Raw genomic sequence first — 21,604 nt, forward strand, 5'->3', positions numbered from 1 at the left:
GGATCGATCTCGTTGAATCCGTAACTACCTCGACGGGGGCCCTCATGACCGCACTGCTCATCGACACCGCACCGACCGCCGTCCCCTCGGCCGTGCCCTTCGGCACGGAGCTCGACCGCTACGAGTTCACGGCGGACGAGATCGTCGTCCACGAGCCTGCGCGGCGCTCGACGATCGGGGCCGTCATCCCGGCGTACAACGAGGCCGGGACCATCAAGGCGGTGCTCAAGGGGCTGCTGCGCCAGACACGCCTGCCCGACGTCGTCCACGTCGTCGTGAACAACACGAGCGACAGGACGTTCGCGAAGGCGTCCAAGCTCGCCGGCGAGCACCGCGTCGTCCGTCGCGGCGTCGAGCAGACGACGCGCGTCTACGTGCACGACCTGGGGGCGCTCGCGGACAAGAAGGTCGGCGCCCTCAACTACGGCTTCCGCCTGGTGCGCGGCGCGGACTACTTCCTGGGCGTCGACGGAGACACGGTGCTCGCCAAGGACGCCGTCGAGCGGCTCGAGGCGGAGATGTCGTCCGACCCGCGCATCGGCGGGATCTCCGCGATCTACACCGTCGACAACGTGACGCCGCGCGGCCCGCTCCGCCGGTTCCTGCTCACGGGCCAGCGCGCCCAGTTCGCGGCGTTCAACATGCAGAACCTCCTGCGCGGGCGGAACATGGCCGTGCTGGGCGGCCAGGCGTCGCTGTTCCGGATGTCGGCCCTGGAGGCCGTGATGCTCGCGCACCACCAGCGCGACCCGTGGGTCTCGGACTCCGAGGTCGAGGACTCGCTGCTCAGCCTCCAGATCAAGTCGCTCGGATACTCGACCAAGATCTCCGCCACGGCCCGTGCCACGGTCGGCGGCATGACGACGCTCCGCGCCCTCGACGGCCAGCAGGTGAAGTGGAACTACGGGGCGATCGACCTCATGTGGCCCGGGCAGCGCGGCGACACGCGCGGTCAGCCCTTCCACCCGAACCTGCGCCTGCGGTGGATGGAGAACGTCGGCATGCTCGTCAACGCGACGACGCGGATCCTCTTCGGCCTGCTCCTCGCCGGCGCCCTGAGCATCCACGCGTTCGAGTTCTCGCCGATCTGGCTCGTGCCGCCGGTGGTCGCGATGGCGCTCAACGTGCGCATCGCGGCGTCGATGCGGGACCGCACCTGGCGCGACGTGCTGTTCGCGGCGACCCTCGTCCCCGCCGAGCTCTACATGTGGATCCGCGTCGGGCACTTCGTGCGGGCGTGGTCGAAGTTCCTCTCCCGGTCCCGCACGGACAACTGGGCGGCGCAGGCCAAGGCGGAGCGCGGCAGCGGCTGGGCCTACCTCAGCCCGCTGGTCGTCGCTCTGGTCGGTCTCGCTGCCGTCGCCTGGATGTGGACGACGCTCCCGCTGGACGCGCGGTCCGTGGTCCTCGCCGTCGGCTGGCCCGTCCTCGGGGTCGTCACCGTCGTGCAGACGCTGTTCATGCTCCGGCGCCTCGTGCGGCGTCACCACGGCCTGCGCGCGTGAGCGCGCTGCGCACGGCGTGGACGTCGATGGCTGCGGAGCTCGACGGTGACACCGAGGCCGTCCGGCGCTTCTACGCGACGTACCTCTCGCTCGTCGGGCCGCGCGTGGACGCCGTGGCCCGTGCCGTGGACCGCGGTGACGACCGCGGGGCTCGCACCGTCCTGCTCGCGCTGCGCTGCACGTCCGTCATGGCGGGTGCAGAGGACCTCGCCGCGGCGGCCGACCGGATGCTGGCGCTGCCGGTCGCCGCACCGCCGCAGGTCGCCTCGCAGGCGCTCCGCGCGCTGGACGACGCGGCGAGCGGGACACGGACCCGTGTCGCGAGGCTCCTGGCGTCGCCCCCGGAGACCCGCGCCGCTCAGGCCGGCGGGTCGAACCGGTAGCCCACGCCCCGCACCGTGCGGAACCACCGGGGGGCGGCCGGGTCGTCCCCGAGCTTCTTGCGGAGGTTCGCGACGTGGACCTCCACGCTGCGGCGGTCGGCGTCGGTGACGAACGTCCCCGCGTCGTACTCGTCGCCCCACAGGACCCGCACGAGGTCGTTCTTGCTCACGACGCGGCCCGCGGCCTCGACGAGCGCGACGACCAGGTCGTACTCGCTCCGCGTGAGTTGGACCCCGGCGCCGTCCACGGTGAGGGTGCGGCGCGGCACGTCCAGGTGGAGCCCGCTCGCGCCGAGGGCCCCGGGCCGCGTGCCCGGGCTGCCGCTCGCGGGAGGAGCGACCGTGCCGGGGGGCTCGCGTCGCGGGCGGCGCAGCAGCGCCTCGACCCGGGCCCGCAGCTCGCGCGGACGGAACGGCTTCGTCTGGTAGTCGTCCGCGCCGACCTCGAGCCCCATCAGGGTGTCGATCTCGTCCGCGCGGGCGGTCAGCATGACGACGTACGTGTCGGAGAACTGCCGGATCCGCCGGCAGACCTCGAACCCGTCGATGTCCGGCAGGCTGAGGTCGAGCGTCGTGACGACGGGGTCGGTCCGCCGCACGAGCTCGACGCCCTCGACCCCGGTCCCGGCCGCCGTCGTGGTGAAACCGGCCTGGCCGAGGACCGTCTGCAGCAGGTCGCGGATGTCCGCATCGTCCTCCACGATCACCGCGGTGCGGGCCTCGTCCGTCATGCGTCCCCCTCGCGACGACCGGTCCTTGCCGTTGTCACGGTAGCTGGCGGCGGGGCCGCTCGCAGGGACGCGTGCCCGTCAGTGCGTGATCGCGAGCTTGCGGTGCACCCAGCGCAGCGGGCGGGGCGCCCACCAGTTGAAGCGGCCGAGCAGCGTCATGGTCGCGGGGACCAGGAGCAGGCGGACGATCGTCGCGTCGATGAGCACGGCGACGGCGAGCGCGAACCCGACCTCCTTGATGACGAGGAGGTCGCCGAACACGAAGCCCGCGAAGACGACGATGATGATCGCCGCCGCGGACGTGATGATCCGGCCGGAGCGCTGGAGCCCCAGGCGCACCGCCTCGTCGTTGGGGTGCCCGGCGTCGTAGAGCTCCTTGACGCGCGCGAGCAGGAACACCTCGTAGTCCATGGCGAGGCCGAACGCGAACGCGACGACGAGCGCGACCACGTACGTCTCGATCCCCCCGACCGAGGAGAAGTCGAGCAGGCCCTCCAGGTGCCCGTCCTGGAACACCCAGACGAGCACGCCGAGCGAGGCCGCGAGCGAGAGCGCGTTCGTGAGGAGCGCCTTGACCGGCACCACGACAGAGCCCGTCATGAGGAACAGCAGCACGAGCGTCGCGCCGACGACGATGCCGACGGCCCACCACACGCGCTCACCGAGCGCGTCGAGGAAGTCGACCTGCCCGGCCGCCTGCCCGGTGACCCACACGTCGAAGGCGCTGTCGGTCGCCCGCACCTCGCGCACGACCGACACCGCCTCCGGCCCGCCGGCGTCGTCCGCGTCGACGTGCACGCCGACGACGGCATAGTCGCCGAGCGGTGCCGCGGGGTCGACGCTCGCGACGCCGTCCAGCCCGGCGACCTCGTCGGCCCACGCCTGCGCCTCCTCGACGCTCGCGTCGACCACGGCCACCGCCTGGGCGCTCTCGCTCGACGGGTACTGCGCGGCGAGCTCGTCGACGAACTCGCGCTGCGGGGAGCCCTGGGGGAGCAGCTCGATGCCGGAGTTGCGCATGTGGAGGCCGAGGACGGGCAGCGCGAGGACGACGAGCACGACGACCGTCGTGAGCAGCACCCACACGGGGTGGCGCTGCACGCGCGCCGTGAGGCGGGAGAACGCACCCTCGTCGGACTGCACGTCCGCCGTCCGGGCGAGCACGCGGCGCAGGCCGGGGATCCGGCCGAGGAGGCCGGGCTTTGCGAGGCGGCGGCCCGAGAACGCGAGCAGCGCGGGCACGAGCGTGAGCGCCGTCGCCACGGCGACGAGGACGACCCCGAGACCGCCCGCGCCGACGGACCGCAGGATGTCCGGGCGGAACACCATGAGCCCGGCGATCGAGATCGCGACGACGAGGGCCGAGAACGCGACGGTGCGGCCTGCCGTCTCCATCGTCCGGATCAGCGCCGCGTGGACCACGCCGTCCCCGCGCCGTCGCCGCAGCGCAGGGTCGTCGCCGGCCTCGATGAGCCGGTGCAGCTCCTCCCGGAACCGCGACACGACGAGCAGCCCGTAGTCGATCGAGAGCCCCAGCCCGAGCAGGGTGACGACGTTGACCACGGACGCGTCGACGTCGAGCACGTACGTGAGGCCCAGCAGCACGCCCAGGCCCGTCCCGATGGACGCGAAGGCCCCCGCCATCGGCATCGCGGCGGCGAGGAACCCGCCGAAGACGAGCACCATGATGAGCAGCGCGACCGGCAGCGCGACCTTCTCGCCCGTCGTCAGGTCCTCCTCGACCTGCCCCGTGATGGCGTCGACGATGAGCGCGTTCGAGCCCACGAGGCCGGTCGCGTCCCCGGCCGCGTCCGGCGCGGCCTCCGCGAGGACGCCGGGCACCGCCTCGAGCTGCTCGACGACGCGGTCGGCCACGGCGTCCGTGCGCTCGGCGTCGAGGTCGGTGCGCAGCGTCACCACGGTGAGGAACCCGTCCCCGTCGCTCGCGACGAGCGACTGCGCGGCCGGGTCCTCGACCCCACCGGGGATCACGTACGGGTTGATGACCGTGTCCACGCCCTCGATCGCCACGAGGTCCGCGTTCACCGCGGTCATGGCCTCCACGACCTGCGCGTCCGCGGGGTCGACCTCGCTCACCAGCAGCGTGATCTCCGGACCGCCCTCGTCGTTCTCGGCGAGGATCTCGGTCGCGCGCTCGCTGTCCGAGCCGGGGATGGACGGCGCCCCCGTGGTCACCCGGTCGAACACGCTCTCGCCGTGCACGCCGAACAGCGCGAGCGCGAACCCGAGCCCGGTGAGGACGACCCACACGACGACCGTGAGGCGGGGATGACGGGCGACACGACGACCGAGGCTCGAGAACACGAGCGCCAGCATCCCATCCGCCCGCGCCGCGTGTCAGATCCCTCGCGACGCTGTGGACGACGTTCACCCGACCTCCCCACACCGGCGACGTCCGGGAGCGTGGGCGGCGGTGCGTAGGCTCGGGGCATGTCCACCGGTGATCTGTTCGGCGGCGACCTCTTCGGTGCCGCCACCTCCGGCGTGCAGGGCACGCCGCGACCCGGACCGGGGGCCCCGCTCGCCGTGCGCATGCGTCCCGCCGCCCTCGACGAGGTCGCGGGCCAGGCGCACCTGCTCGTGCCCGGCTCGCCCCTACGGCGGCTCATCGAGTCGGACGCGTCCGGCGGCCGGGCCGCGCCCGGCTCGGTCATCCTCTGGGGCCCGCCCGGAACGGGCAAGACGACCCTCGCGTACCTCATCGCGACCGCGTCCGGCCGGCGCTTCGTCGAGCTGTCCGCCGTCACCGCCGGGGTCAAGGACGTGCGCTCCGTCGTGGAGGACGCACGCCGCCGCCTCGCGACCGGCGGCGACGAGACCGTCCTGTTCATCGACGAGGTGCACCGCTTCTCCAAGTCCCAGCAGGACGCGCTCCTGCCGAGCGTCGAGAACCGCTGGGTCACGCTCGTCGCGGCGACCACCGAGAACCCGAGCTTCTCCGTGAACTCGCCGCTGCTCTCCCGCTCGCTGCTGCTCACGCTCCAGCCGCTGGGGGACGACGACGTCCGCGCCCTCGTGCGCCGCGCCGTCGCCGACGACCGGGGGCTCGGCGGCCTCGTCGCGCTCACCGACGAGGCGGAGAGCCACCTGGTGCGCCTCGCGGGCGGTGACGCGCGCAAGGCGCTCACCGTGCTCGAGGCCGCGGCCGGCGCCGCGCTCTCGGACGCCCCGGTCCCGGTCCCCGCAGCGGCGTCGGAGGACGCGACCGCCGACGCGGACGGCGAGCCCGGGACGGCCCGTGCGTCGTCCGGGCCCGTGAGCGTGGACCTCGACGCCGTCGAGCGCGCCGTCGACGTCGCCGCCGTGCGCTACGACCGCGACGGCGACCAGCACTACGACGTCGTGTCCGCGTTCATCAAGTCGATGCGCGGCTCCGACGTCGACGCCTCCCTGCACTACCTCGCGCGCATGATCGCGGCGGGGGAGGACCCGCGCTTCATCGCCCGCCGCATCGTCATCGCCGCCGCGGAGGACGTCGGCATGGCCGACCCGTCCGCGCTCCAGACCGCCGTCGCGGCCGCCCAGGCCGTCCAGCTCATCGGCATGCCCGAGGGACGGATCGTCCTCGCGGAGGCCGTCGTGCACCTCGCGACCGCGCCCAAGTCCAACGCCGCGTACCTCGGGATCGACGCGGCGCTCGCGGACGTGCGCGCAGGGAAAGCCGGGTCCGTCCCGTCGCACCTGCGCGACGCGCACTACCCGGGCGCGAAGCAGCTCGGGCACGGCACCGGGTACCGGTACGCGCACGACGCGCCCCACGGCGTCGCGGCGCAGCAGTACCTGCCCGACACGCTCGTCGGGTCGCGGTACTACACGCCGACCGACCGCGGGTACGAGCGCCAGGTCTCCGACCGCCTCGGGCGGATCCGGGACATCCTCGCCCAGGACGAGCCAGCGCGCTGACCTGCCGGGGATCGGCGCCCCGCGCGTGTGCGGTAGACTTCTCAGGTTGCCTTCACGGCGACCACCTGGGACCTCGGCCCCGACCCCGTCTCTCCTCGGAGAGGCACGCGGTCCATCGGCTGGTCCCGCACCCGGACCCGACTCCTCGGGACCAGGTGTGACGTCAGTACACACACGACAGGAATGAGATACCGCTGTGACGTCTGTCAAGCGCTCGCGCCGCCAGGTCCGCCTGAGCCGCGCCCTGGGCATCGCCCTCACCCCGAAGGCCGTCAAGCACTTCGAGAAGCGCCCGTACCCCCCGGGTGAGCACGGCCGCGCCCGCCGCCGCACCGAGTCGGACTACGCGGTCCGTCTCCGCGAGAAGCAGCGTCTGCGCGCCCAGTACATGCTCCGCGAGAAGCAGCTCGCGCGTGCGTACGAGGAGGCCCGCAAGGACAAGGGTCTGACCGGTGAGGCGCTCGTCGAGAACCTCGAGACCCGCCTCGACGCGCTCGTGCTGCGCGCCGGCTTCGCCCGCACCATCCTGCAGGCGCGCCAGGCGGTCACGCACCGCCACATCCTCGTCGACGGCAAGATCGTGGACCGCCCGTCGTTCCGCGTGAAGCCCGGCCAGACCCTCCAGGTCAAGCCGAAGAGCCAGGCGACGACGCCGTTCCAGGTCGCCGCCGCGGGCGCGCACCGCGACGTCCTCCCGGCCGTCCCGGGCTACCTGGACGTCCAGCTCGAGAAGCTGAGCGCGATCCTCACGCGTCGCCCGAAGCGCGCCGAGGTCCCCGTGCAGTGCGAGGTCCAGCTCGTCGTCGAGTACTACGCTCGCTGACCCTCGCTCCGGACGCCTCGCTCACCGCTTCGTCGGCGAGCGAGGCGTTCGTGCGTCCGGACCGGTGCGCACGCCGCACCGCAGCGACGCCGTCGTCGTGTCGTGCCCGACGGCGGTCCCCGCCCTGGTGCGGGTAGTGTTTCGCGGAGTCGTGGGCACCTCCGCGAGGACCCCGCGACGAGGTGGACCGTCCCGCGCACGACGCGCGACGTCCGCGCACAAGGCACCGTGACTGGCACTGGAGGAAGAATGTCCCTGGGAGACGTGGCCGGCCTCATCGCAGCCATCGCGTTCGTGCTGCTCGTCGGCCTGCTCGCGGTGCCGCTCCTCAAGCTCGGCCGCGTGCTCGACGAGGCGCGCGCGAGCATCAAGGAGGTCACGGACCACTCGGTCCCGATCCTCGACGAGGCCGCGACGACCGTCGCCACGACCAACAGCCAGCTCGTCAAGGTCGACACGATCACGACGTCGGCAGCCCAGGTGAGCGAGAACGTCTCTGCGCTCACGGGTCTGTACGCGGCGACGTTCGGCGCCCCGCTGGTCAAGGTCGCCGCGTTCACCTACGGCGTGCGCCAGGCCGCCGCCCGCTCGTTCGGCGGGCGCCGCTCGTCGGACGGCGCCGGACCTGCCGGGGGGTCGCGCTGATGCGCCGCGTCTTCTGGATCGGCGTCGGGGTCGCCATCACGGTCGTGGTCGTCGTCCGCGGCAAGAAGATCCTCGCGCGGTACGCGCCCGCGTCGCTCGTGGACCAGGCGACGGAGCAGGTCAACGGCCTGGGGGAGAAGGTCGTGGAGATCGCCCGGGACTTCCGCACCGAGTTCACGCTCGCGCGCGACGCGCGCGAGCAGGAGCTCATGGCGGCGCTCCTCGCCGAGGGCCAGGAGGACCCGGACGTCGTCCGAGCGCGCCGCGCGGCCGGCCGCCACACGCGCCCGGCCGCGGGAGACCCCAGCCCGTTCGACGACACGGACGACGTCGAGGACCTCCTCGGTTACTCCTTCTAGGACGCGCGGCCCGGCCGCCGCGACCCACAGCACGCACCCCGCACGACCCACCGACTGCCCCGAAGGACATCATGCGCACCGCCGAGATCCGCAAGCGCTGGCTCGACTACTTCGCCGACCGCGACCACACCGTCGTGCCCTCGGCGTCGCTCGTCTCCCCGGACCCGTCCACGCTCTTCACCATCGCGGGCATGGTCCCGTTCATCCCGTACATGACGGGTGAGCAGACCCCGCCGTGGGACCGTGCGACGAGCGTCCAGAAGTGCGTGCGCACGCTCGACATCGACGAGGTCGGCAAGACGACCCGCCACGGCACGTTCTTCCAGATGAACGGCAACTTCTCCTTCGGGGACTACTTCAAGGAAGGCGCGATCACCTACGCCTGGGACCTCGTCACGGGCTCGCGCGAGGAGGGCAAGTACGGGTTCGACCCGGAGACGGTCTGGGTGACCGTCTACCACGACGACGACGAGGCGCGGCAGCTCTGGAAGCGCATCGCCGGCCTGCCCGACGAGCGCATCCAGGCGCGCGGCAAGAAGGACAACTACTGGTCCACGGGCCAGCCCGGCCCTGCCGGCCCGTGCTCGGAGATCTACATCGACCGCGGCCCGGAGTTCGGTCAGGAGGGTGGCCCGGTCGTCGACGAGGACCGCTACCTCGAGATCTGGAACCTCGTGTTTATGCAGTACGCGATCGACGACGTGAGGTCGAAGGAGGAGTTCCGGATCGTCTCGGAGCTCGCGCGCAAGAACATCGACACGGGCATGGGCCTGGAGCGCGTCGCGTACCTGCTCCAGGGCAAGGACAACCTCTACGAGATCGACGAGGTCTTCCCCGTCATCGCGGCCGCCGAGGCGCTCTCGGGTCGGCGTTACGGCGCGAACCGGGAGGACGACGTCCGCATGCGCGTCGTGGCCGACCACGTCCGCTCGGCCCTCATGATCATGAGCGACGGCGTGCGCCCCTCGAACGAGGGCCGCGGCTACGTGCTGCGCCGCCTGCTGCGCCGCTCCGTGCGCGCGATGCGCCTGCTCGGCGTCGAGGACCGCGCGATGCCCGCGCTGCTCCCGGTGAGCCGTGACGCGATGGCCCCGTCGTACCCGGAGGTCGCGACCGACTTCGAGCGCATCTCGAACGTCGCCTACACCGAGGAGGACGCGTTCCGGCGCACCCTCACCTCGGGGACGACGATCCTCGACACGGCCGTCACCAAGGCCAAGGCCGCCGCGGGGACGGGCGGGGTGCCGCTGCTCGGCGGTGACCAGGCGTTCGCCCTGCACGACACGTACGGCTTCCCGATCGACCTCACGCTCGAGATGGCCGCCGAGCAGGGCGTCCAGGTCGACGAGAAGGCGTTCCGCGCGCTCATGACCGAGCAGCGCCAGCGCGCCCGTGCCGACGCGCTCGCCAAGCGCTCGGGCGGCGTGGACACCGCCGCCTACGAGTCGCTCGCGGGCGAGCTCTCGGCGCCGGTGGAGTTCCTCGGGTACACGGAGTCCTCGGCCGCCGTGCGCGTGGCCGGGCTGCTCGTCGACGGCGTGCCCGCGCCCGCCGCGACCGCGCCGGCCGACGTCGAGGTCGTGCTCGACCGCACGCCGTTCTACGCCGAGGCCGGCGGCCAGCTCGCCGACCACGGCACGATCGTCCTCGACGGCGGCGCGACCATCGAGGTCGACGACGTGCAGCGCCCGATCAAGGGCCTGTCCGTGCACCGCGGCCGCCTCGTCGAGGGGACCGCGGCGCTCGGCGACCCGGGCACCGCGACGATCGACCGCGACCGCCGCAAGGCGATCAGCCGTGCTCACTCGGCGACCCACATGATCCACAAGGCGCTCCAGGAGTCGCTCGGCAAGGAGTCGACCCAGGCCGGGTCGGAGAACGCGCCGAGCCGGATCCGCTTCGACTTCCGTCGCTCGTCGGCCGTGCCCGCGGGCGCGCTGTCGGAGATCGAGGAGCGGGTCAACACCCAGCTCCAGGAGAACCTCGAGGTCACGGACCAGCTCATGCCGATCACCGAGGCGCGGGCGCTCGGCGCCATGGCGCTGTTCGGCGAGAAGTACGGCGACGTCGTGCGCGTGGTGTCGATCGGCGGCGACTGGTCGCGCGAGCTGTGCGCCGGGACGCACGTGCAGCAGACGGGCCAGCTCGGCCTCGTGACGCTGCTCGGCGAGTCGTCGATCGGCTCGGGCGTCCGCCGCGTCGACGCGCTCGTCGGTGACGGCGCGTACGGGTTCCAGGCCAAGGAGCACGCGCTCGTGGGTCAGCTCACGGGTCTGCTCAACGTGCGGACCGAGGAGCTGCCGGACCGCGTGAGCTCGCTCGTGTCGCGCCTGCGCGACGCCGAGAAGGAGCTCGCGCAGCTCCGGCAGGGCCAGCTCCTCGCGGTGGCCGGCACGCTCGCCGCGGGCGCGGAGCTCGCGGGCGGCACGCGCGTCGTCGTGCACGATGCTGGCGAGGTCGCCTCCGCGGACGACCTCCGCGCGCTCGCGCTCGACGTGCGCGGCCGCCTCGGCGAGTCGGAGCCCGCTGTCGTCGCCGTCGGCGGCGTCGCGAAGGGCCGCCCGCAGGTGGTCGTCGTGACCAACGCGTCGGCCCGTGCCGCAGGCCTGCGTGCCGGCGTGCTCGCCAAGGCCGCCGCCCAGACGCTGGGCGGCGGTGGCGGCGGCAAGGACGACATGGCCCAGGGCGGGGGCACGGACGCGTCCGCGCTGCCCGCCGCCCTCCAGGGCGTGCGTGACGGCGCCGCGGTCGCCGCGTGACAGGCGTCCCTCCGCTGCCCGGTGACGACGAGCGTGCCCCCCTCGCTCGGGGGGCGCGCCTCGCCGTCGACGTCGGCAGCGTGCGTGTGGGGCTCGCGGCGAGCGACCCCGACGGGCTCGTGGCGACCCCGGTCGAGACGCTCGCACGCGACACGCGCGCCGGCGCTGCCGTCCCTTCGGACATCGCGCGGATCGCGGCCGAGGCCGAGGAGCGCGGGGCCCGCGTGGTCTACGTGGGCCTCCCTCGTCACCTCTCCGGGAGCGAGGGTGCCGCCGCCCAGGGTGCGCGGGCGTACGCTGGACGGGTGGCACGCGTCGTCGCACCGGTGCCGGTGCACCTCGTCGACGAGCGGATGTCGACCGTCAGCGCCCACCAGGCGCTGCACGCGTCGGGGCGCGCCGGCAAGAAGCACCGCAGCGTCGTCGACCAGGCCGCCGCCGTTATCATTCTGCAATCCGCTCTCGACGCCGAGCGGGGCGCGGGGGTGCGCGCCGGAGAACCTGTAGACCCGACAGGAGACCACCGACCGTGACCGACCTGTTCGAACGGCCCGCCGTCCAGGGCGAGCAGCAGCCCGCGCGCTCGTCGCGCTCGGAGCAGCGCGCCCGCCGGGCGGCGAAGAAGCGACGCCAGCGCCGGCGCCGTCGCGCCCTCGTGGTGCTGCTCGTCTCCCTCCTCGTGGTGGGTGGCGCGGGGTACCTGCTGCTCAACAACGCCTCCGACCTCTTCGGGTTCGACAACCCGCTCGAGGCCAAGGACTACGAGGGCCCGGGAACCGACCCCGTCGACGTCACGATCGAGCCGGGCTCGACCGGCCGCGACATGGGCGCGGTGCTCACCGAGGCGGGCGTCGTCGCCAGCTCGGCGGCCTTCGCGAAGGCGTTCGACGAGAACCCGAACGCGGGGAAGATCCAGCCGGGCACCCACACCCTGCTCCTCGGCATGCCGGCCAAGGACGCCGTCGCGCGCCTCGTCGCGAACGACTCGCGCGTCGAGACCAAGATCACGATCCCCGAGGGCTTCACGGTCAAGCAGATCCTCGAGCGCTCGTCGTCGGTCACCGGTATCCCGGTCGCGGACTTCGAGGCGGCGATGGCTGACACCGCCGCCACCGGCCTGCCGGCCGAGGCCAACGGCAACTACGAGGGCTGGCTGTACCCCACGACGTACGTCCTCGAGCCGGGAGACGTCAACGCCACGGGCATCATCCAGGGCATGGTCAGCCAGACCACGAGCGAGCTCGCCGACCTCGGCGTCCCTCCGGAGCGGTTCCAGGAGGTGCTCACGATGGCGTCGATCGTCGAGTGGGAGGGCAAGAACGCGGAGCAGCGCGGGATGGTCGCGCGCGTGATCTACAACCGCATCGAGGACGGCATGCCACTCGGCATGGACGCGATCGACGTCTACGGGCTCGGCAAGCCGGCCGACCAGATCACGACCGAGGAGTTCCAGAACCCCGACCTGCCCTACGCGTCACGCGTCCACCAGGGCCTGCCCCCGACGCCGATCGGCAGCCCGAGCCGCGAGAGCGTGGAGGCGGTCATGAACGCCCCCGCCGGCCCGTGGCTCTGGTACGTCACGGTCAACCTGGAGACGGGCGAGACGAAGTTCACCGACAAGTACGCGGAGTTCGAGCAGTTCAAGCAGGAGTACCGGCAGTGGCTCGCGGAGAACGACGGGTGAGCGCGAGACGCGCGCCGCGACGGGCGGCCGTCCTCGGCCACCCCGTCGCCCACTCGCTCTCCCCGGTGCTCCACCGCGCCGCGTACGAGGCGCTCGGTCTCGACGGCTGGACGTACGAGGCGATCGACACGACCGAGGAGCAGCTCCCGGCGCTGGTCAACGGTCTCGACGCGTCGTGGGCGGGCCTCAGCCTGACCATGCCGCTCAAGCACGCGGTGATCCCGCTGCTCGACCACGTCGACCCGCTCGCGAACGTCGTCGGCGCCGTGAACACGCTCGTCGTGCAGCCCACGGGCGGCCGGCGGCCGACGTTCGTCGGGACGAACACCGACGTGCACGGGCTCGTCGCCGCGCTCCGGGAAGGCCTGGGGGAGCGGGACGCGCGGACGGCCGTCGTGCTCGGCGCGGGGGCGACCGCCGCGTCCACGATGGCCGCGCTCGCCGAGCTCGGCTGCACCGCGCCGACGGTCATGGTGCGCTCGCTCGGGCGCACCGGCACGCTCCAGCGTGCGGCGCACCGCATGGGCGTCGAGCCGCGTCTCGAGATCCTCGACGCGTCGTCCCCGGCTCTGGTCGATCGCCTCGGCCAGGCCGACGCGGTCGTCGCGACGCTTCCGTCGGGCGCGGCCGACCCGGTGGCCGAGGCCCTGGCACAGGCGGCCGCGCCCGTCGCAGGCGTGCTGCTCGACGTCGTGTACGACCCCCGGCCCACGGCGCTCTCGGCGGCCTGGGCCGCGGCGGGAGGCGTCGTCGTGGGCGGCGAGCGCATGCTCCTGCACCAGGCAGCCGAGCAGGTGCGCCTCATGACGGGCAAGGTGGCCCCGCTCGCCGCGATGGACCAGGCGCTCGGGGCTGCCCTCGGCATCGCGGCCTGACGGCTGACCGGGAGACCGTAGGCCAGGGCAATCCGGCGCGTCGGGACCCGCCGTCAGGCGACGGCGTACGCCCGAAGTGCCGCGTCGCCGAGCACGGCGGCGGCCCCTGCCCCGACGACCATGAACGGGCCGAAGGGGACTGCGGTGCCCCGGCGCGCGCGGCGCGTGACGACGAGCGCGAGCGCCCACACGCCGCCGAGCACGAACGGCAGGACGAGGCCGGCGACGAGCTCGCCCCAGCCGAGCCAGGCGAGCGGCGTGGCGAGCATCCCCGCGAGCTTCACGTCGCCGAAGCCGAGCCCGGGCGGGTACGCGATCCGCAGCGCGGCGTAGGCCCCGAAGCCCAGGAAGCCGCCGGCGAGAGCGCGGCCGAGGGCGGCGCCGTCACCGGTGCCGACCGCGGCGACGCCGAGCAGGAGCACGGCGCCGAACCATGTCGGCAGGACCATCACGTCGGGCAGCCGGTGCGTGCGCGCGTCGACCACGGCGACGAGCGCTCCCGCCGTGGCCACGAGCACGAGGGCCGGCGTCGCCCACGACGGACCCGACCACCACGCCGTGCCGGTCGCGGCGAGCCCCGCGAGAACGGCCCCGCGCGGCCCGGAGAGCCGCAGCTCCCGGACCAGGTCGTCGCCCCGGCGTCGCGCCCAAGGGCGCTCGTCGTCGCCCACCACCCGTTCGGCCGCCACCGGGGCGGCGACCCGCGCCACCGTACCGTCCGTCGTCGTCCCGTCCCCCTGCTGGACCATGCGTGGCACCGTAGCGCGCCCGCCTCCGCGCGCGCCGCCGTCGTCCACAGCGCGCCGGACCGCGCGTCCGCCTCCCTGATCCCGGTGTCCCGGCACGCCCGGGTCGCCGTCCGCGCCCGCCGGTCCGTAGTGCGGGCGCCCGCCGGGACGTGGGCGCCGACGTGGGAGGATGGCGATCATGCTGCGTTGGTTGACATCGGGTGAGTCGCACGGTGAGGCGCTGGTCGGGATCCTCGACGGGCTGCCCGCGGGCGTCGAGCTCACGACGGACGACGTGAAGGCCGCGCTCGCGCGCCGTCGCCTCGGGTACGGGCGCGGCTCGCGCCAGAAGTTCGAGCAGGACGTGCTGCGCGTGCTGGGCGGGCTGCGTCACGGCGTGACCCAGGGCGGCCCGCTCGCGCTGGAGATCGCGAACTCCGAGTGGCCCAAGTGGGTCGACGTCATGTCGTCCGACCCGGTGCCGCCCGAGGCGCTCCAGGTCGACGCCGGCACGGGTGACGTGCGCGAGATCGCGCGCAACCGTCCCCTCACGCGCCCGCGCCCCGGCCACGCCGACCTCGTGGGCATGCGCAAGTACGGGTTCGACGATGCCCGGCCCGTGCTGGAGCGGGCGTCGGCGCGCGAGACGGCGACACGCGTCGCCCTCGGCGCCGCGGCGGCGAAGTTCCTCGAGCAGGCGCTGGGCGTCCAGCTCGTGTCGCACGTCGTGGGCATCGGCCCCGTCGAGGTGCCCGAGGACGCTGCGGTGCCCGGGCCCGACGACGTCGCCGCGCTCGACGCCGACCCGGTGCGCTGCTTCGACGCCGCGGCGTCCGCCGCGATGGTCGCCGAGATCGACGAGTGCCAGAAGGCGGGCGACACGCTCGGCGGCGTCGTCGAGGTGCTCGCCTACGGCGTCCCGTCGGGCCTCGGCACCTACGCGCAGAGCGACCGGCGCCTGGACGCGCGGCTCGCCGCGGTGCTCATGGGCATCCAGGCCATCAAGGGCGTCGAGGTCGGCGACGGCTTCCACACCGCGCGCCGCCGCGGGTCCGCCGCGCACGACGAGATCGAGCGCGGCGCGGACGGCCGGATCCACCGCCTGAGCAACCGCGCAGGCGGCGTCGAGGGCGGGATGTCGAACGGCGAGGTCGTGCGCGTGCGCGCCGCGATGAAGCCCATCTCGACGGTGCCGCGCGCGCTCGCGACGGTCGACGTCGTGACGGGTGAGGTCGCCAAAGCCCAGCACCAGCGCTCCGACGTGTGCGCCGTCCCGCCGGCGGCGGTCGTCGCCGAGGCGATGGTCGCGCTCGTGCTCGCGGAGCAGGCGCTCGAGAAGTTCGGCGGCGACTCCGTCGCGGAGGTCCGCCGCAACGCCGAGGCCTACCTCGCCGCGATCCCGGAGCTCCAGCGCTGATGACGCCCGTCCCCCCGGGCACGCGCCCGGTCGTCGTCCTCGTCGGCCCGCCCGGCAGCGGCAAGTCGACGGTCTCGCGGCACCTCGCCGACCTGCTGGGTCTCGCGCAGCGCGACACCGACTCCGACGTCGAGTCCGCGGCGGGCAAGCCGGTCGCCGACATCTTCGTCGACCACGGCGAACCGCACTTCCGCGAGCTCGAGCGCGAGGCCGTGACGACCGCGCTCGCCACCCACGACGGCGTGCTCGCCCTCGGCGGCGGCGCCGTCCTCGACGAGCACACCCAGACCGCCCTCGCGGCCTACGTCGCGGCGGGCGGCACCGTCGTGTTCCTCGACGTGAGCCTCGCCCACGCGGCCCCGCGCGTCGGGCTCAACCAGTCCCGCCCGCTGCTCCTGGGCAACCCCCGCGCGCGGTGGGCCGCGCTCATGGAGGCGCGACGCCCCGTCTACGAGCGGGTCGCGACGCTGCACGTCGTCACCGACGCGCGCACCCCCGCGCAGGTCGCCCACGAGATCCGGGCACACCTCGCGGACAGCGCGGCGGACCGTGCCGCGGCGCCCGCCCCCGCTGACACCCCGGCCGAACAGGAGAACGCGTGAGCGACACGACCCCCACCCCGGACACCGAGCCCGTCGCCGGGCCGACCGACGAGCGCCCCGCGCCGATGCGCGTGCGGGTCGCCGGGGACCAGCCGTACGACGTCGTCGTGGGCCGGCACCTGCTCGGCGAGCTCCCCACCATGCTCGGCGACCGGGTGCGCCGCGTGCTCGTGGTCCACCCCGCGGCCCTCGCCGCGACGGCCGAGGTCGTCCACGAGGACCTCAAGGCGTCGGGCTACGAGACGTACGTCGCGGAGGTCCCCGACGCGGAGGAGGCCAAGACCGCGCAGGTCGCGGCGTTCCTGTGGGGCGTGCTCGGCCAGCTGGACTTCACGCGCACGGACGCGGTCGTCACGGTCGGCGGCGGCGCGACGACCGACCTGGGCGGGTTCGTCGCGGCCACCTGGCTGCGCGGCATCCGCGTGGTGCACGTGCCGACCACGCTGCTCGCGATGGTCGACGCGGCGGTCGGCGGCAAGACGGGCATCAACACCGCCGAGGGCAAGAACCTCGTCGGGTCGTTCCACCCGCCCGCGGGCGTGCTGTGCGACCTCGCCGCGCTCGAGTCCCTCGGGCGCTGGGACTTCGTCGCCGGCATGGCGGAGGTCGTCAAGACGGGCTTCATCGCCGACGAGCGCATCCTCGAGCTCGTCGAGGAGCACGCGGACGCGCTGAGCGCCTGGGGCACGCGCCCGACCACGGGCGAGACCTGGGCCGTCGTCGCCGAGCTCGTCGAGCGCTCGATCGCGGTCAAGGCACGCGTCGTGGGGGAGGACCTCAAGGAGGCGGGCCTGCGCGAGATCCTCAACTACGGGCACACGCTGGGCCACGCGGTCGAGCTCACGGAGCGCTACCAGTGGCGCCACGGCGCCGCGGTGTCCGTCGGCATGGTGTTCGCGGCCGAGCTGTCGCGCCTCGCCGGGAAGCTCGACGACGCCGTCGTCGAGCGACACCGCGCGATCCTCGGCTCGCTCGGCCTGCCGCTCACGTACCGCGGCGACCGTTGGGAGCAGCTCCTGTCCGCCATGCGGCGCGACAAGAAGTCGCGCGGCGACCTCCTGCGGTTCGTCGTGCTCGACGACGTCGCGCGGCCCACCCGCCTCGAGGGCCCGGACCCGACGCTCCTCGCGGCGGCCTACGCCGAGATCGCGGCCGACGCGCCGGTAGGACGCGGCCCCGTCGCGCTCTGAAGCGCCGCGTCCGCGCCCCGGCCGGCGCGGGCCGGTCCGGTCACGCCCACAGCCCCCGCGCGCGGAGCACGTCGCGCAGCAGGTCGGCGCGGTCGGTGACGATCCCGTCGACCCCGAGGTCGAGCAGCCGGTGCATCGTCGCGCGGTCGTTCACCGTCCACGCGTGCACCGCGACACCCGCCCGGTGCGCGGCCCGGACGAACCCCGAGTCGACGACGCGCACCCAGCCCCCGCGCACGGGGACCTGCAGGCAGTCCACCGACCGGGCCGCGCGGCGGGCCAGCGCGTCTGCCCGCGCTCGGCCGGCGAGGAGCATGCCGACCACCGCCCCGCGCGCGCCCGAGACCGTGACGGGACGCGACAGCCGCGCCACCGTCGCCTCCCGGCGCGAGGCCGCGAACGACGCGACGCACACGCGGTCGTGCGCACGTGTGCGCTCGATCGCCCGGGCGACCGGCCCGGCGGCCGCCGCCGACTTCACGTCGACGTTCACCCGCAGGTCCGGCCACGTGCCCAGCACGTCCTCGAGCGACGGCACCGGCTCCGTCCCGCCGATCCGCGCCGCGCGCACGGTGCGCCACGGGAGGTCGGCCACGAGTCCGTGCGCGTCCGTCGTGCGGTCCAGCGACGCGTCGTGGAGCGCGACGGCCACGCCGTCCGACGTCGCGTGGGCGTCCGTCTCGACGTACCGCAGCCCGAGGTCGCGAGCGGCGGCGAACGCCGCCATCGAGTTCTCCAGGCCCTCGCGGGAGAACCCGCGGTGCGCGAGCGCGACGAACGGCGCCTCCAGGTAGCCGCTGCCGGCACTGCTCGTCGTGGCGCTCACGCCGGCCTCCGGGCGGCGCGGTCGACGAGCCCGCTGACGCCGGCGATGCCGCCCGGGCGCCGCACCGGAAGCCCGAGCGGCTGCCGCCCCTCGGTAGGCACGTGCCGGACCCGGCGGGCGCGGGGGACGGCGGAGAGGCTCACCCGGCCAGCGTGCACGACGGGGACGCCCGACGCTCGTCGAGCCGTGCCCGCCCCGTGGTCCGGTCACGGGGAGAGCCCGCGCGGCACGGACGGAGCCGGCGCCGCTAGGCTCGGGCGCCATGGAACGCGTGCTGGTCCTCAACGGACCCAACCTCGGCCGGCTCGGTGTGCGCGAGCCGGAGATCTACGGCTCGGCGTCGATGGCGGACCTCCAGGAGTCCGCCCTCGCGTGGGGTAACGCGCTCGACCTCACGGTCGACGTGCGGCAGACCGACGACGAGTCCGAGCTCGTGGGCTGGCTCCACGAGGCCGTCGACGCCCGCGCCCACGTGGTGCTCAACCCGGCCGCGTTCACGCACTACTCCTACGCGGTGCGCGACGCCGCGGCGCAGGTCACGACCTCCGGCCTCCTGCTCGTCGAGGTGCACCTGAGCAACCCCGCGGCGCGCGAGGCGTTCCGCAGCCACTCCGTGGTCGGGGCGGTTGCGACCGGCACGATCGCGGGATTCGGGTTCGACTCGTACCGGCTCGCGCTCGAGGCGCTCGCGGCTCGACTGCGCGGCTGACCGGCCGTCTGCGCACGCGGCTGCTGCCCCCTTGATCGCCTTTCATCAAGCCCTCATGCTTGATGTGCTCCTCTCAAGGGTTTACCCTGGATCGCATGTTCGTCCTCACCGTCGACCAGCGGGGGAGCACCGGTCACCGCGACCGCGTGCCCGAGGTGCTCGCGCGCCTCGAGGTGCTCCTGGCTGGTCGGCCCGGGCTCGTGGTCCCGTTCGACCGGACGGTGGGCGACGAGGTGCAGGGCGTGCTCGACGACGCCGGCACCGTGGTCGAGGTCGTGCTGGACCTGCTGCGCGACGGCGGCTGGAGCGTCGGGGTCGGCGCGGGAGCCGTCGACGAGCCGCTGCCCGCGGTCTCGCGCGAGGCGTCGGGGGAGGCGTTCGTGCGGGCGCGCGAGGCGGTCGAGCAGGCCAAGTCGCGCGCGGCCACCGCGCCCGTCGCCGTCCGCGGCGAGCCGCCGTCGCGCGCCGCCGAGGTCGAGGCGCTCCTGCGCCTGCTCGCCGCGGTCGTGGACCGGCGGACCGCGCCGGGGTGGGAGGCGGTCGACACGCTCGCGCGTGTGGGCGGCACCCAGAAGGATGTGGCCCGAGCGCTCGGGGTGTCCGAGCAGGCGGTCAGCCAGCGGCTGCGCGTCGCTCTGTGGCCCGAGGAGGCGGCAGTGCGGCCGGTGGTGGCGAGGCTGCTGGACGAGCTCGGGGCGAGCCGTCGGCGTGAGCCGGCGGAAGATCTGCGGGAGGGCGGAAGATGACGGACCCGGTGTCGGTCGTGCTGGTCGTGCTGGTGTGGGTCGTCGCGCTCGTCGCGAGCGTGCTCGGCGGGGGGCCCGTGACGCAGTGGGTGCTGCGCGCCGCGGCACGTTCCGGCGACCCGGCCCGTGCGGGCTCCGGTCGTGCGGGGCGCACGAGGGCTCGGGCTGCTGCGACGGACCCGGCCGCGGTCCCCGTCCCCCCGCCACCGCCCCCCGCGACCGGGCCCATCGGCACCGAGGCCGTGAAGGCGCTGCGCGGCGGCACGTGGATCGGGATCCTCGAGCGGTTCGCGATCACCGGCTGCCTGCTCGCCGGCGAACCCGGCGGGATCGCCTTCGTCGTGGCGATCAAGGGCCTCGGGCGCTACCCGGAGCTGCGCGAGCACCCCGTCGCGTCCGAGCGGTTCGTCATCGGAACCCTTGCCTCGATGTGCTGGGCGGCGACCGTGGGCGTCGTGGCGAACGCGGTCCTCGTCGCGCTCCGGTAAGATCGTCAAGGCCCATTTCCGCATCCCGTCCTCGAGGACCCTGTCGTGCCGTCCCGGCACGCGGCTCCGCGTGGGGCGGAGACCGCAGACCCTCCGACAGGAAGACGAACGTGGCGACCACCAACGACATCAAGAACGGCACCGTGCTGCGACTCGACGGCCAGCTGTGGACCGTGATCGAGTTCCAGCACGTCAAGCCCGGCAAGGGTGGCGCGTTCGTCCGCACCAAGATCAAGAACGTCATGACGGGCAAGACGATCGACAAGACGTTCAACGCCGGCCTCAAGATCGAGACGGCCAACGTCGACCGCCGCGACTTCCAGTACCTGTACCAGGACGGCGCGGACTACGTGTTCATGGACACCTCGACGTACGACCAGATCACGGTCTCGCCCGAGATCGTGGGCGACGCCAAGGACTACATGCTCGAGAACCAGAACGTGCTCATCGCGTCCAACGACGGTCAGCCGCTCTACATCGAGCTCCCGGCCTCGGTCGTCCTCGAGATCACGTACACCGAGCCCGGCCTCCAGGGCGACCGCTCCACGGGAGGCACCAAGCCGGCGACGCTCGAGACGGGCGCGCAGATCCAGGTCCCGCTCTTCCTCGAGCAGGGCACCAAGGTCAAGGTCGACACGCGCGACGGCTCGTACCTCGGCCGCGTGAACGACTGACCAGGTACCCGCAGAGCCGCCGAGAGCAACGAGAGACAGCCGATCACCATGGCCGCACGCACCAAGGCGCGCAAGCGCGCGCTCGACGTCCTCTTCGAGGCGGAGCAGCGTCAGGTGGACCCGACGACCCTCCTCGCGGAGCGCGTCGCCGACCCCGGCACCGCGCAGACCGCCCTGCCGCAGTACGCGGTCGACATCGTCGAGGGCGTGCTCGCGCACCGCGACCGCATCGACGAGCTGATCGAGACGTACTCCCACGGGTGGACGCTCGAGCGGATGCCGGCGGTCGACCGGGCCCTGCTGCGCATCGGCGGGTGGGAGATCCTCTTCAACGACGACGTCCCGGACGTCGTCGCGATCGACGAGGCCGTCGACCTCGCGCGCTCCCTGTCGACCGACGACTCGCCGTCGTTCGTCAACGGGCTGCTCGCACGCATCGTCGAGATGAAGCCGACGATCACGGCCTGAGCGCTCCACGGCCCCGCAGCGGGCCGGCACGACCCCTCGACGCGGCGTCGGTCACGGGTGTGACCGAC

23 protein-coding genes are annotated in these 21,604 nt (G+C 73.8%); 18 read left to right on the top strand and 5 right to left on the bottom strand.

What is annotated here, in order from left to right; all coding sequences use genetic code 11:
• Window positions 1-44 precede the first annotated feature (44 nt).
• Together ACN9MS_RS10110 and ACN9MS_RS10115 are read left to right on the top strand one after the other, a co-directional pair.
• A complete protein-coding gene (locus tag ACN9MS_RS10110) occupies window positions 45-1,505 on the top strand; it encodes a glycosyltransferase family 2 protein (protein ID WP_426311777.1) in 1,461 nt (486 codons plus the stop codon).
• Window positions 1,502-1,888, top strand: a complete 387-nt coding sequence (locus ACN9MS_RS10115) for a hypothetical protein (protein WP_426311778.1) — start codon at window positions 1,502-1,504, stop codon at window positions 1,886-1,888. The genes ACN9MS_RS10110 and ACN9MS_RS10115 overlap by 4 nt, the downstream gene beginning before the upstream one ends.
• Here ACN9MS_RS10115 and ACN9MS_RS10120 read toward each other — a convergent pair.
• Window positions 1,864-2,619, bottom strand: coding sequence for a response regulator transcription factor (locus ACN9MS_RS10120; protein ID WP_426311779.1), 756 nt, complete (start codon window positions 2,617-2,619; stop codon window positions 1,864-1,866). The genes ACN9MS_RS10115 and ACN9MS_RS10120 overlap by 25 nt on opposite strands.
• 78 nt (window positions 2,620-2,697) lie before the next feature.
• A complete protein-coding gene (locus ACN9MS_RS10125) occupies window positions 2,698-4,956 on the bottom strand; it encodes an MMPL family transporter (protein WP_426311780.1) in 2,259 nt (752 codons plus the stop codon).
• A 114-nt stretch (window positions 4,957-5,070) separates the two neighbouring features.
• Between ACN9MS_RS10125 and ACN9MS_RS10130 the strand changes: the two genes are divergently transcribed.
• The 8 genes from ACN9MS_RS10130 (at window position 5,071) to ACN9MS_RS10165 (ending at window position 13,688) form a co-directional block, all read left to right on the top strand.
• Window positions 5,071-6,543: a replication-associated recombination protein A gene (locus ACN9MS_RS10130; RefSeq protein WP_426311781.1), complete on the top strand. Its 1,473-nt coding sequence runs from the start codon at window positions 5,071-5,073 to the stop codon at window positions 6,541-6,543.
• A 196-nt stretch (window positions 6,544-6,739) separates the two neighbouring features.
• Window positions 6,740-7,366: a 30S ribosomal protein S4 gene (gene rpsD / locus ACN9MS_RS10135; protein ID WP_047234514.1), complete on the top strand. Its 627-nt coding sequence runs from the start codon at window positions 6,740-6,742 to the stop codon at window positions 7,364-7,366.
• Window positions 7,367-7,615: 249 nt separating this feature from the next.
• Entirely contained in the window at window positions 7,616-8,011 is a 396-nt protein-coding gene (locus ACN9MS_RS10140) for a DUF948 domain-containing protein (protein WP_378232630.1), read from the top strand.
• Entirely contained in the window at window positions 8,011-8,370 is a 360-nt protein-coding gene (locus ACN9MS_RS10145; RefSeq protein ID WP_253049333.1) for a hypothetical protein, read from the top strand. Before ACN9MS_RS10140 ends, ACN9MS_RS10145 begins: the two co-directional genes overlap by 1 nt.
• A gap of 71 nt (window positions 8,371-8,441) precedes the next feature.
• A complete protein-coding gene (gene alaS / locus ACN9MS_RS10150) occupies window positions 8,442-11,129 on the top strand; it encodes an alanine--tRNA ligase (protein WP_426311782.1) in 2,688 nt (895 codons plus the stop codon).
• Window positions 11,130-11,143: 14 nt separating this feature from the next.
• Window positions 11,144-11,662, top strand: a complete 519-nt coding sequence (gene ruvX, locus ACN9MS_RS10155; protein WP_426311876.1) for a Holliday junction resolvase RuvX — start codon at window positions 11,144-11,146, stop codon at window positions 11,660-11,662.
• On the top strand, window positions 11,659-12,813 hold the full coding sequence (gene mltG, locus ACN9MS_RS10160; protein WP_426311783.1) for an endolytic transglycosylase MltG: 1,155 nt from the start codon (window positions 11,659-11,661) through the stop codon (window positions 12,811-12,813). The genes ruvX and mltG overlap by 4 nt, the downstream gene beginning before the upstream one ends.
• Window positions 12,810-13,688: a shikimate dehydrogenase gene (locus ACN9MS_RS10165; protein WP_426311784.1), complete on the top strand. Its 879-nt coding sequence runs from the start codon at window positions 12,810-12,812 to the stop codon at window positions 13,686-13,688. Before mltG ends, ACN9MS_RS10165 begins: the two co-directional genes overlap by 4 nt.
• Window positions 13,689-13,741: 53 nt before the next feature.
• Here ACN9MS_RS10165 and ACN9MS_RS10170 read toward each other — a convergent pair whose 3' ends face one another.
• Window positions 13,742-14,437 (bottom strand): prepilin peptidase, encoded by a 696-nt coding sequence (locus tag ACN9MS_RS10170; protein ID WP_426311785.1) that lies wholly within the window; start codon window positions 14,435-14,437, stop codon window positions 13,742-13,744.
• Between the two features lie 178 nt (window positions 14,438-14,615).
• On the opposite strand from ACN9MS_RS10170, the gene aroC reads away from it, so the two are divergent.
• The 3 genes from aroC to aroB all read left to right on the top strand — a co-directional run bounded on the left by aroC (window position 14,616) and on the right by aroB (window position 17,625).
• Window positions 14,616-15,833, top strand: coding sequence for a chorismate synthase (aroC, locus tag ACN9MS_RS10175; protein WP_426311786.1), 1,218 nt, complete (start codon window positions 14,616-14,618; stop codon window positions 15,831-15,833).
• The gene (locus ACN9MS_RS10180) at window positions 15,833-16,435 is read left to right on the top strand and encodes a shikimate kinase (RefSeq protein WP_426311787.1); all 603 of its coding nucleotides are present in this window, start codon (window positions 15,833-15,835) and stop codon (window positions 16,433-16,435) included. Before aroC ends, ACN9MS_RS10180 begins: the two co-directional genes overlap by 1 nt.
• A 65-nt stretch (window positions 16,436-16,500) precedes the next feature.
• Window positions 16,501-17,625, top strand: a complete 1,125-nt coding sequence (gene aroB / locus ACN9MS_RS10185) for a 3-dehydroquinate synthase (protein WP_426311877.1) — start codon at window positions 16,501-16,503, stop codon at window positions 17,623-17,625.
• 40 nt (window positions 17,626-17,665) lie between these two features.
• Here aroB and ACN9MS_RS10190 read toward each other — a convergent pair whose 3' ends face one another.
• Together ACN9MS_RS10190 and ACN9MS_RS10195 are read right to left on the bottom strand one after the other, a co-directional pair.
• Complete coding sequence (locus ACN9MS_RS10190) at window positions 17,666-18,451, bottom strand: glycerophosphodiester phosphodiesterase family protein (RefSeq protein ID WP_426311788.1); 786 nt, start codon at window positions 18,449-18,451, stop codon at window positions 17,666-17,668.
• Window positions 18,448-18,594, bottom strand: coding sequence for a hypothetical protein (locus ACN9MS_RS10195; protein ID WP_426308529.1), 147 nt, complete (start codon window positions 18,592-18,594; stop codon window positions 18,448-18,450). The genes ACN9MS_RS10190 and ACN9MS_RS10195 overlap by 4 nt, the downstream gene beginning before the upstream one ends.
• Window positions 18,595-18,713: 119 nt before the next feature.
• On the opposite strand from ACN9MS_RS10195, the gene ACN9MS_RS10200 reads away from it, so the two are divergent.
• The 5 genes from ACN9MS_RS10200 (at window position 18,714) to nusB (ending at window position 21,536) form a co-directional block, all read left to right on the top strand.
• A complete protein-coding gene (locus ACN9MS_RS10200; RefSeq protein WP_426308530.1) occupies window positions 18,714-19,160 on the top strand; it encodes a type II 3-dehydroquinate dehydratase in 447 nt (148 codons plus the stop codon).
• Between the two features lie 95 nt (window positions 19,161-19,255).
• Window positions 19,256-19,906 (top strand): hypothetical protein, encoded by a 651-nt coding sequence (locus ACN9MS_RS10205; protein ID WP_426308531.1) that lies wholly within the window; start codon window positions 19,256-19,258, stop codon window positions 19,904-19,906.
• Window positions 19,903-20,394, top strand: a complete 492-nt coding sequence (locus ACN9MS_RS10210; RefSeq protein ID WP_426308532.1) for a hypothetical protein — start codon at window positions 19,903-19,905, stop codon at window positions 20,392-20,394. The genes ACN9MS_RS10205 and ACN9MS_RS10210 overlap by 4 nt, the downstream gene beginning before the upstream one ends.
• A gap of 110 nt (window positions 20,395-20,504) precedes the next feature.
• On the top strand, window positions 20,505-21,068 hold the full coding sequence (gene efp / locus ACN9MS_RS10215) for an elongation factor P (RefSeq protein WP_047234234.1): 564 nt from the start codon (window positions 20,505-20,507) through the stop codon (window positions 21,066-21,068).
• A gap of 48 nt (window positions 21,069-21,116) precedes the next feature.
• Complete coding sequence (nusB, locus tag ACN9MS_RS10220; RefSeq protein ID WP_087472016.1) at window positions 21,117-21,536, top strand: transcription antitermination factor NusB; 420 nt, start codon at window positions 21,117-21,119, stop codon at window positions 21,534-21,536.
• Window positions 21,537-21,604 lie beyond the last annotated feature (68 nt).

Origin of the sequence: Cellulosimicrobium sp. E-16, assembly GCF_049913115.1 — a bacterium.
Taxonomy (GTDB): Bacteria; Actinomycetota; Actinomycetes; order Actinomycetales; family Cellulomonadaceae; genus Cellulosimicrobium.

Bases quoted from the DNA above. Each gene is read 5' to 3' on its own strand.
- ACN9MS_RS10110 (WP_426311777.1), top strand. From the start codon at position 45: ATGACCGCACTGCTCATCGACACCGCACCGACCGCCGTCCCCTCGGCC.
- ACN9MS_RS10120 (WP_426311779.1), bottom strand. From the start codon at position 2,619: ATGACGGACGAGGCCCGCACCGCGGTGATCGTGGAGGACGATGCGGAC.
- ACN9MS_RS10125 (WP_426311780.1), bottom strand. From the start codon at position 4,956: ATGCTGGCGCTCGTGTTCTCGAGCCTCGGTCGTCGTGTCGCCCGTCAT.
- ACN9MS_RS10130 (WP_426311781.1), top strand. From the start codon at position 5,071: ATGTCCACCGGTGATCTGTTCGGCGGCGACCTCTTCGGTGCCGCCACC.
- ACN9MS_RS10140 (WP_378232630.1), top strand. From the start codon at position 7,616: ATGTCCCTGGGAGACGTGGCCGGCCTCATCGCAGCCATCGCGTTCGTG.
- ACN9MS_RS10145 (WP_253049333.1), top strand. From the start codon at position 8,011: ATGCGCCGCGTCTTCTGGATCGGCGTCGGGGTCGCCATCACGGTCGTG.
- alaS (WP_426311782.1), top strand. From the start codon at position 8,442: ATGCGCACCGCCGAGATCCGCAAGCGCTGGCTCGACTACTTCGCCGAC.
- ACN9MS_RS10170 (WP_426311785.1), bottom strand. From the start codon at position 14,437: ATGGTCCAGCAGGGGGACGGGACGACGACGGACGGTACGGTGGCGCGG.
- aroC (WP_426311786.1), top strand. From the start codon at position 14,616: ATGCTGCGTTGGTTGACATCGGGTGAGTCGCACGGTGAGGCGCTGGTC.
- ACN9MS_RS10180 (WP_426311787.1), top strand. From the start codon at position 15,833: ATGACGCCCGTCCCCCCGGGCACGCGCCCGGTCGTCGTCCTCGTCGGC.
- aroB (WP_426311877.1), top strand. From the start codon at position 16,501: ATGCGCGTGCGGGTCGCCGGGGACCAGCCGTACGACGTCGTCGTGGGC.
- ACN9MS_RS10200 (WP_426308530.1), top strand. From the start codon at position 18,714: ATGGAACGCGTGCTGGTCCTCAACGGACCCAACCTCGGCCGGCTCGGT.
- ACN9MS_RS10205 (WP_426308531.1), top strand. From the start codon at position 19,256: ATGTTCGTCCTCACCGTCGACCAGCGGGGGAGCACCGGTCACCGCGAC.
- ACN9MS_RS10210 (WP_426308532.1), top strand. From the start codon at position 19,903: ATGACGGACCCGGTGTCGGTCGTGCTGGTCGTGCTGGTGTGGGTCGTC.
- nusB (WP_087472016.1), top strand. From the start codon at position 21,117: ATGGCCGCACGCACCAAGGCGCGCAAGCGCGCGCTCGACGTCCTCTTC.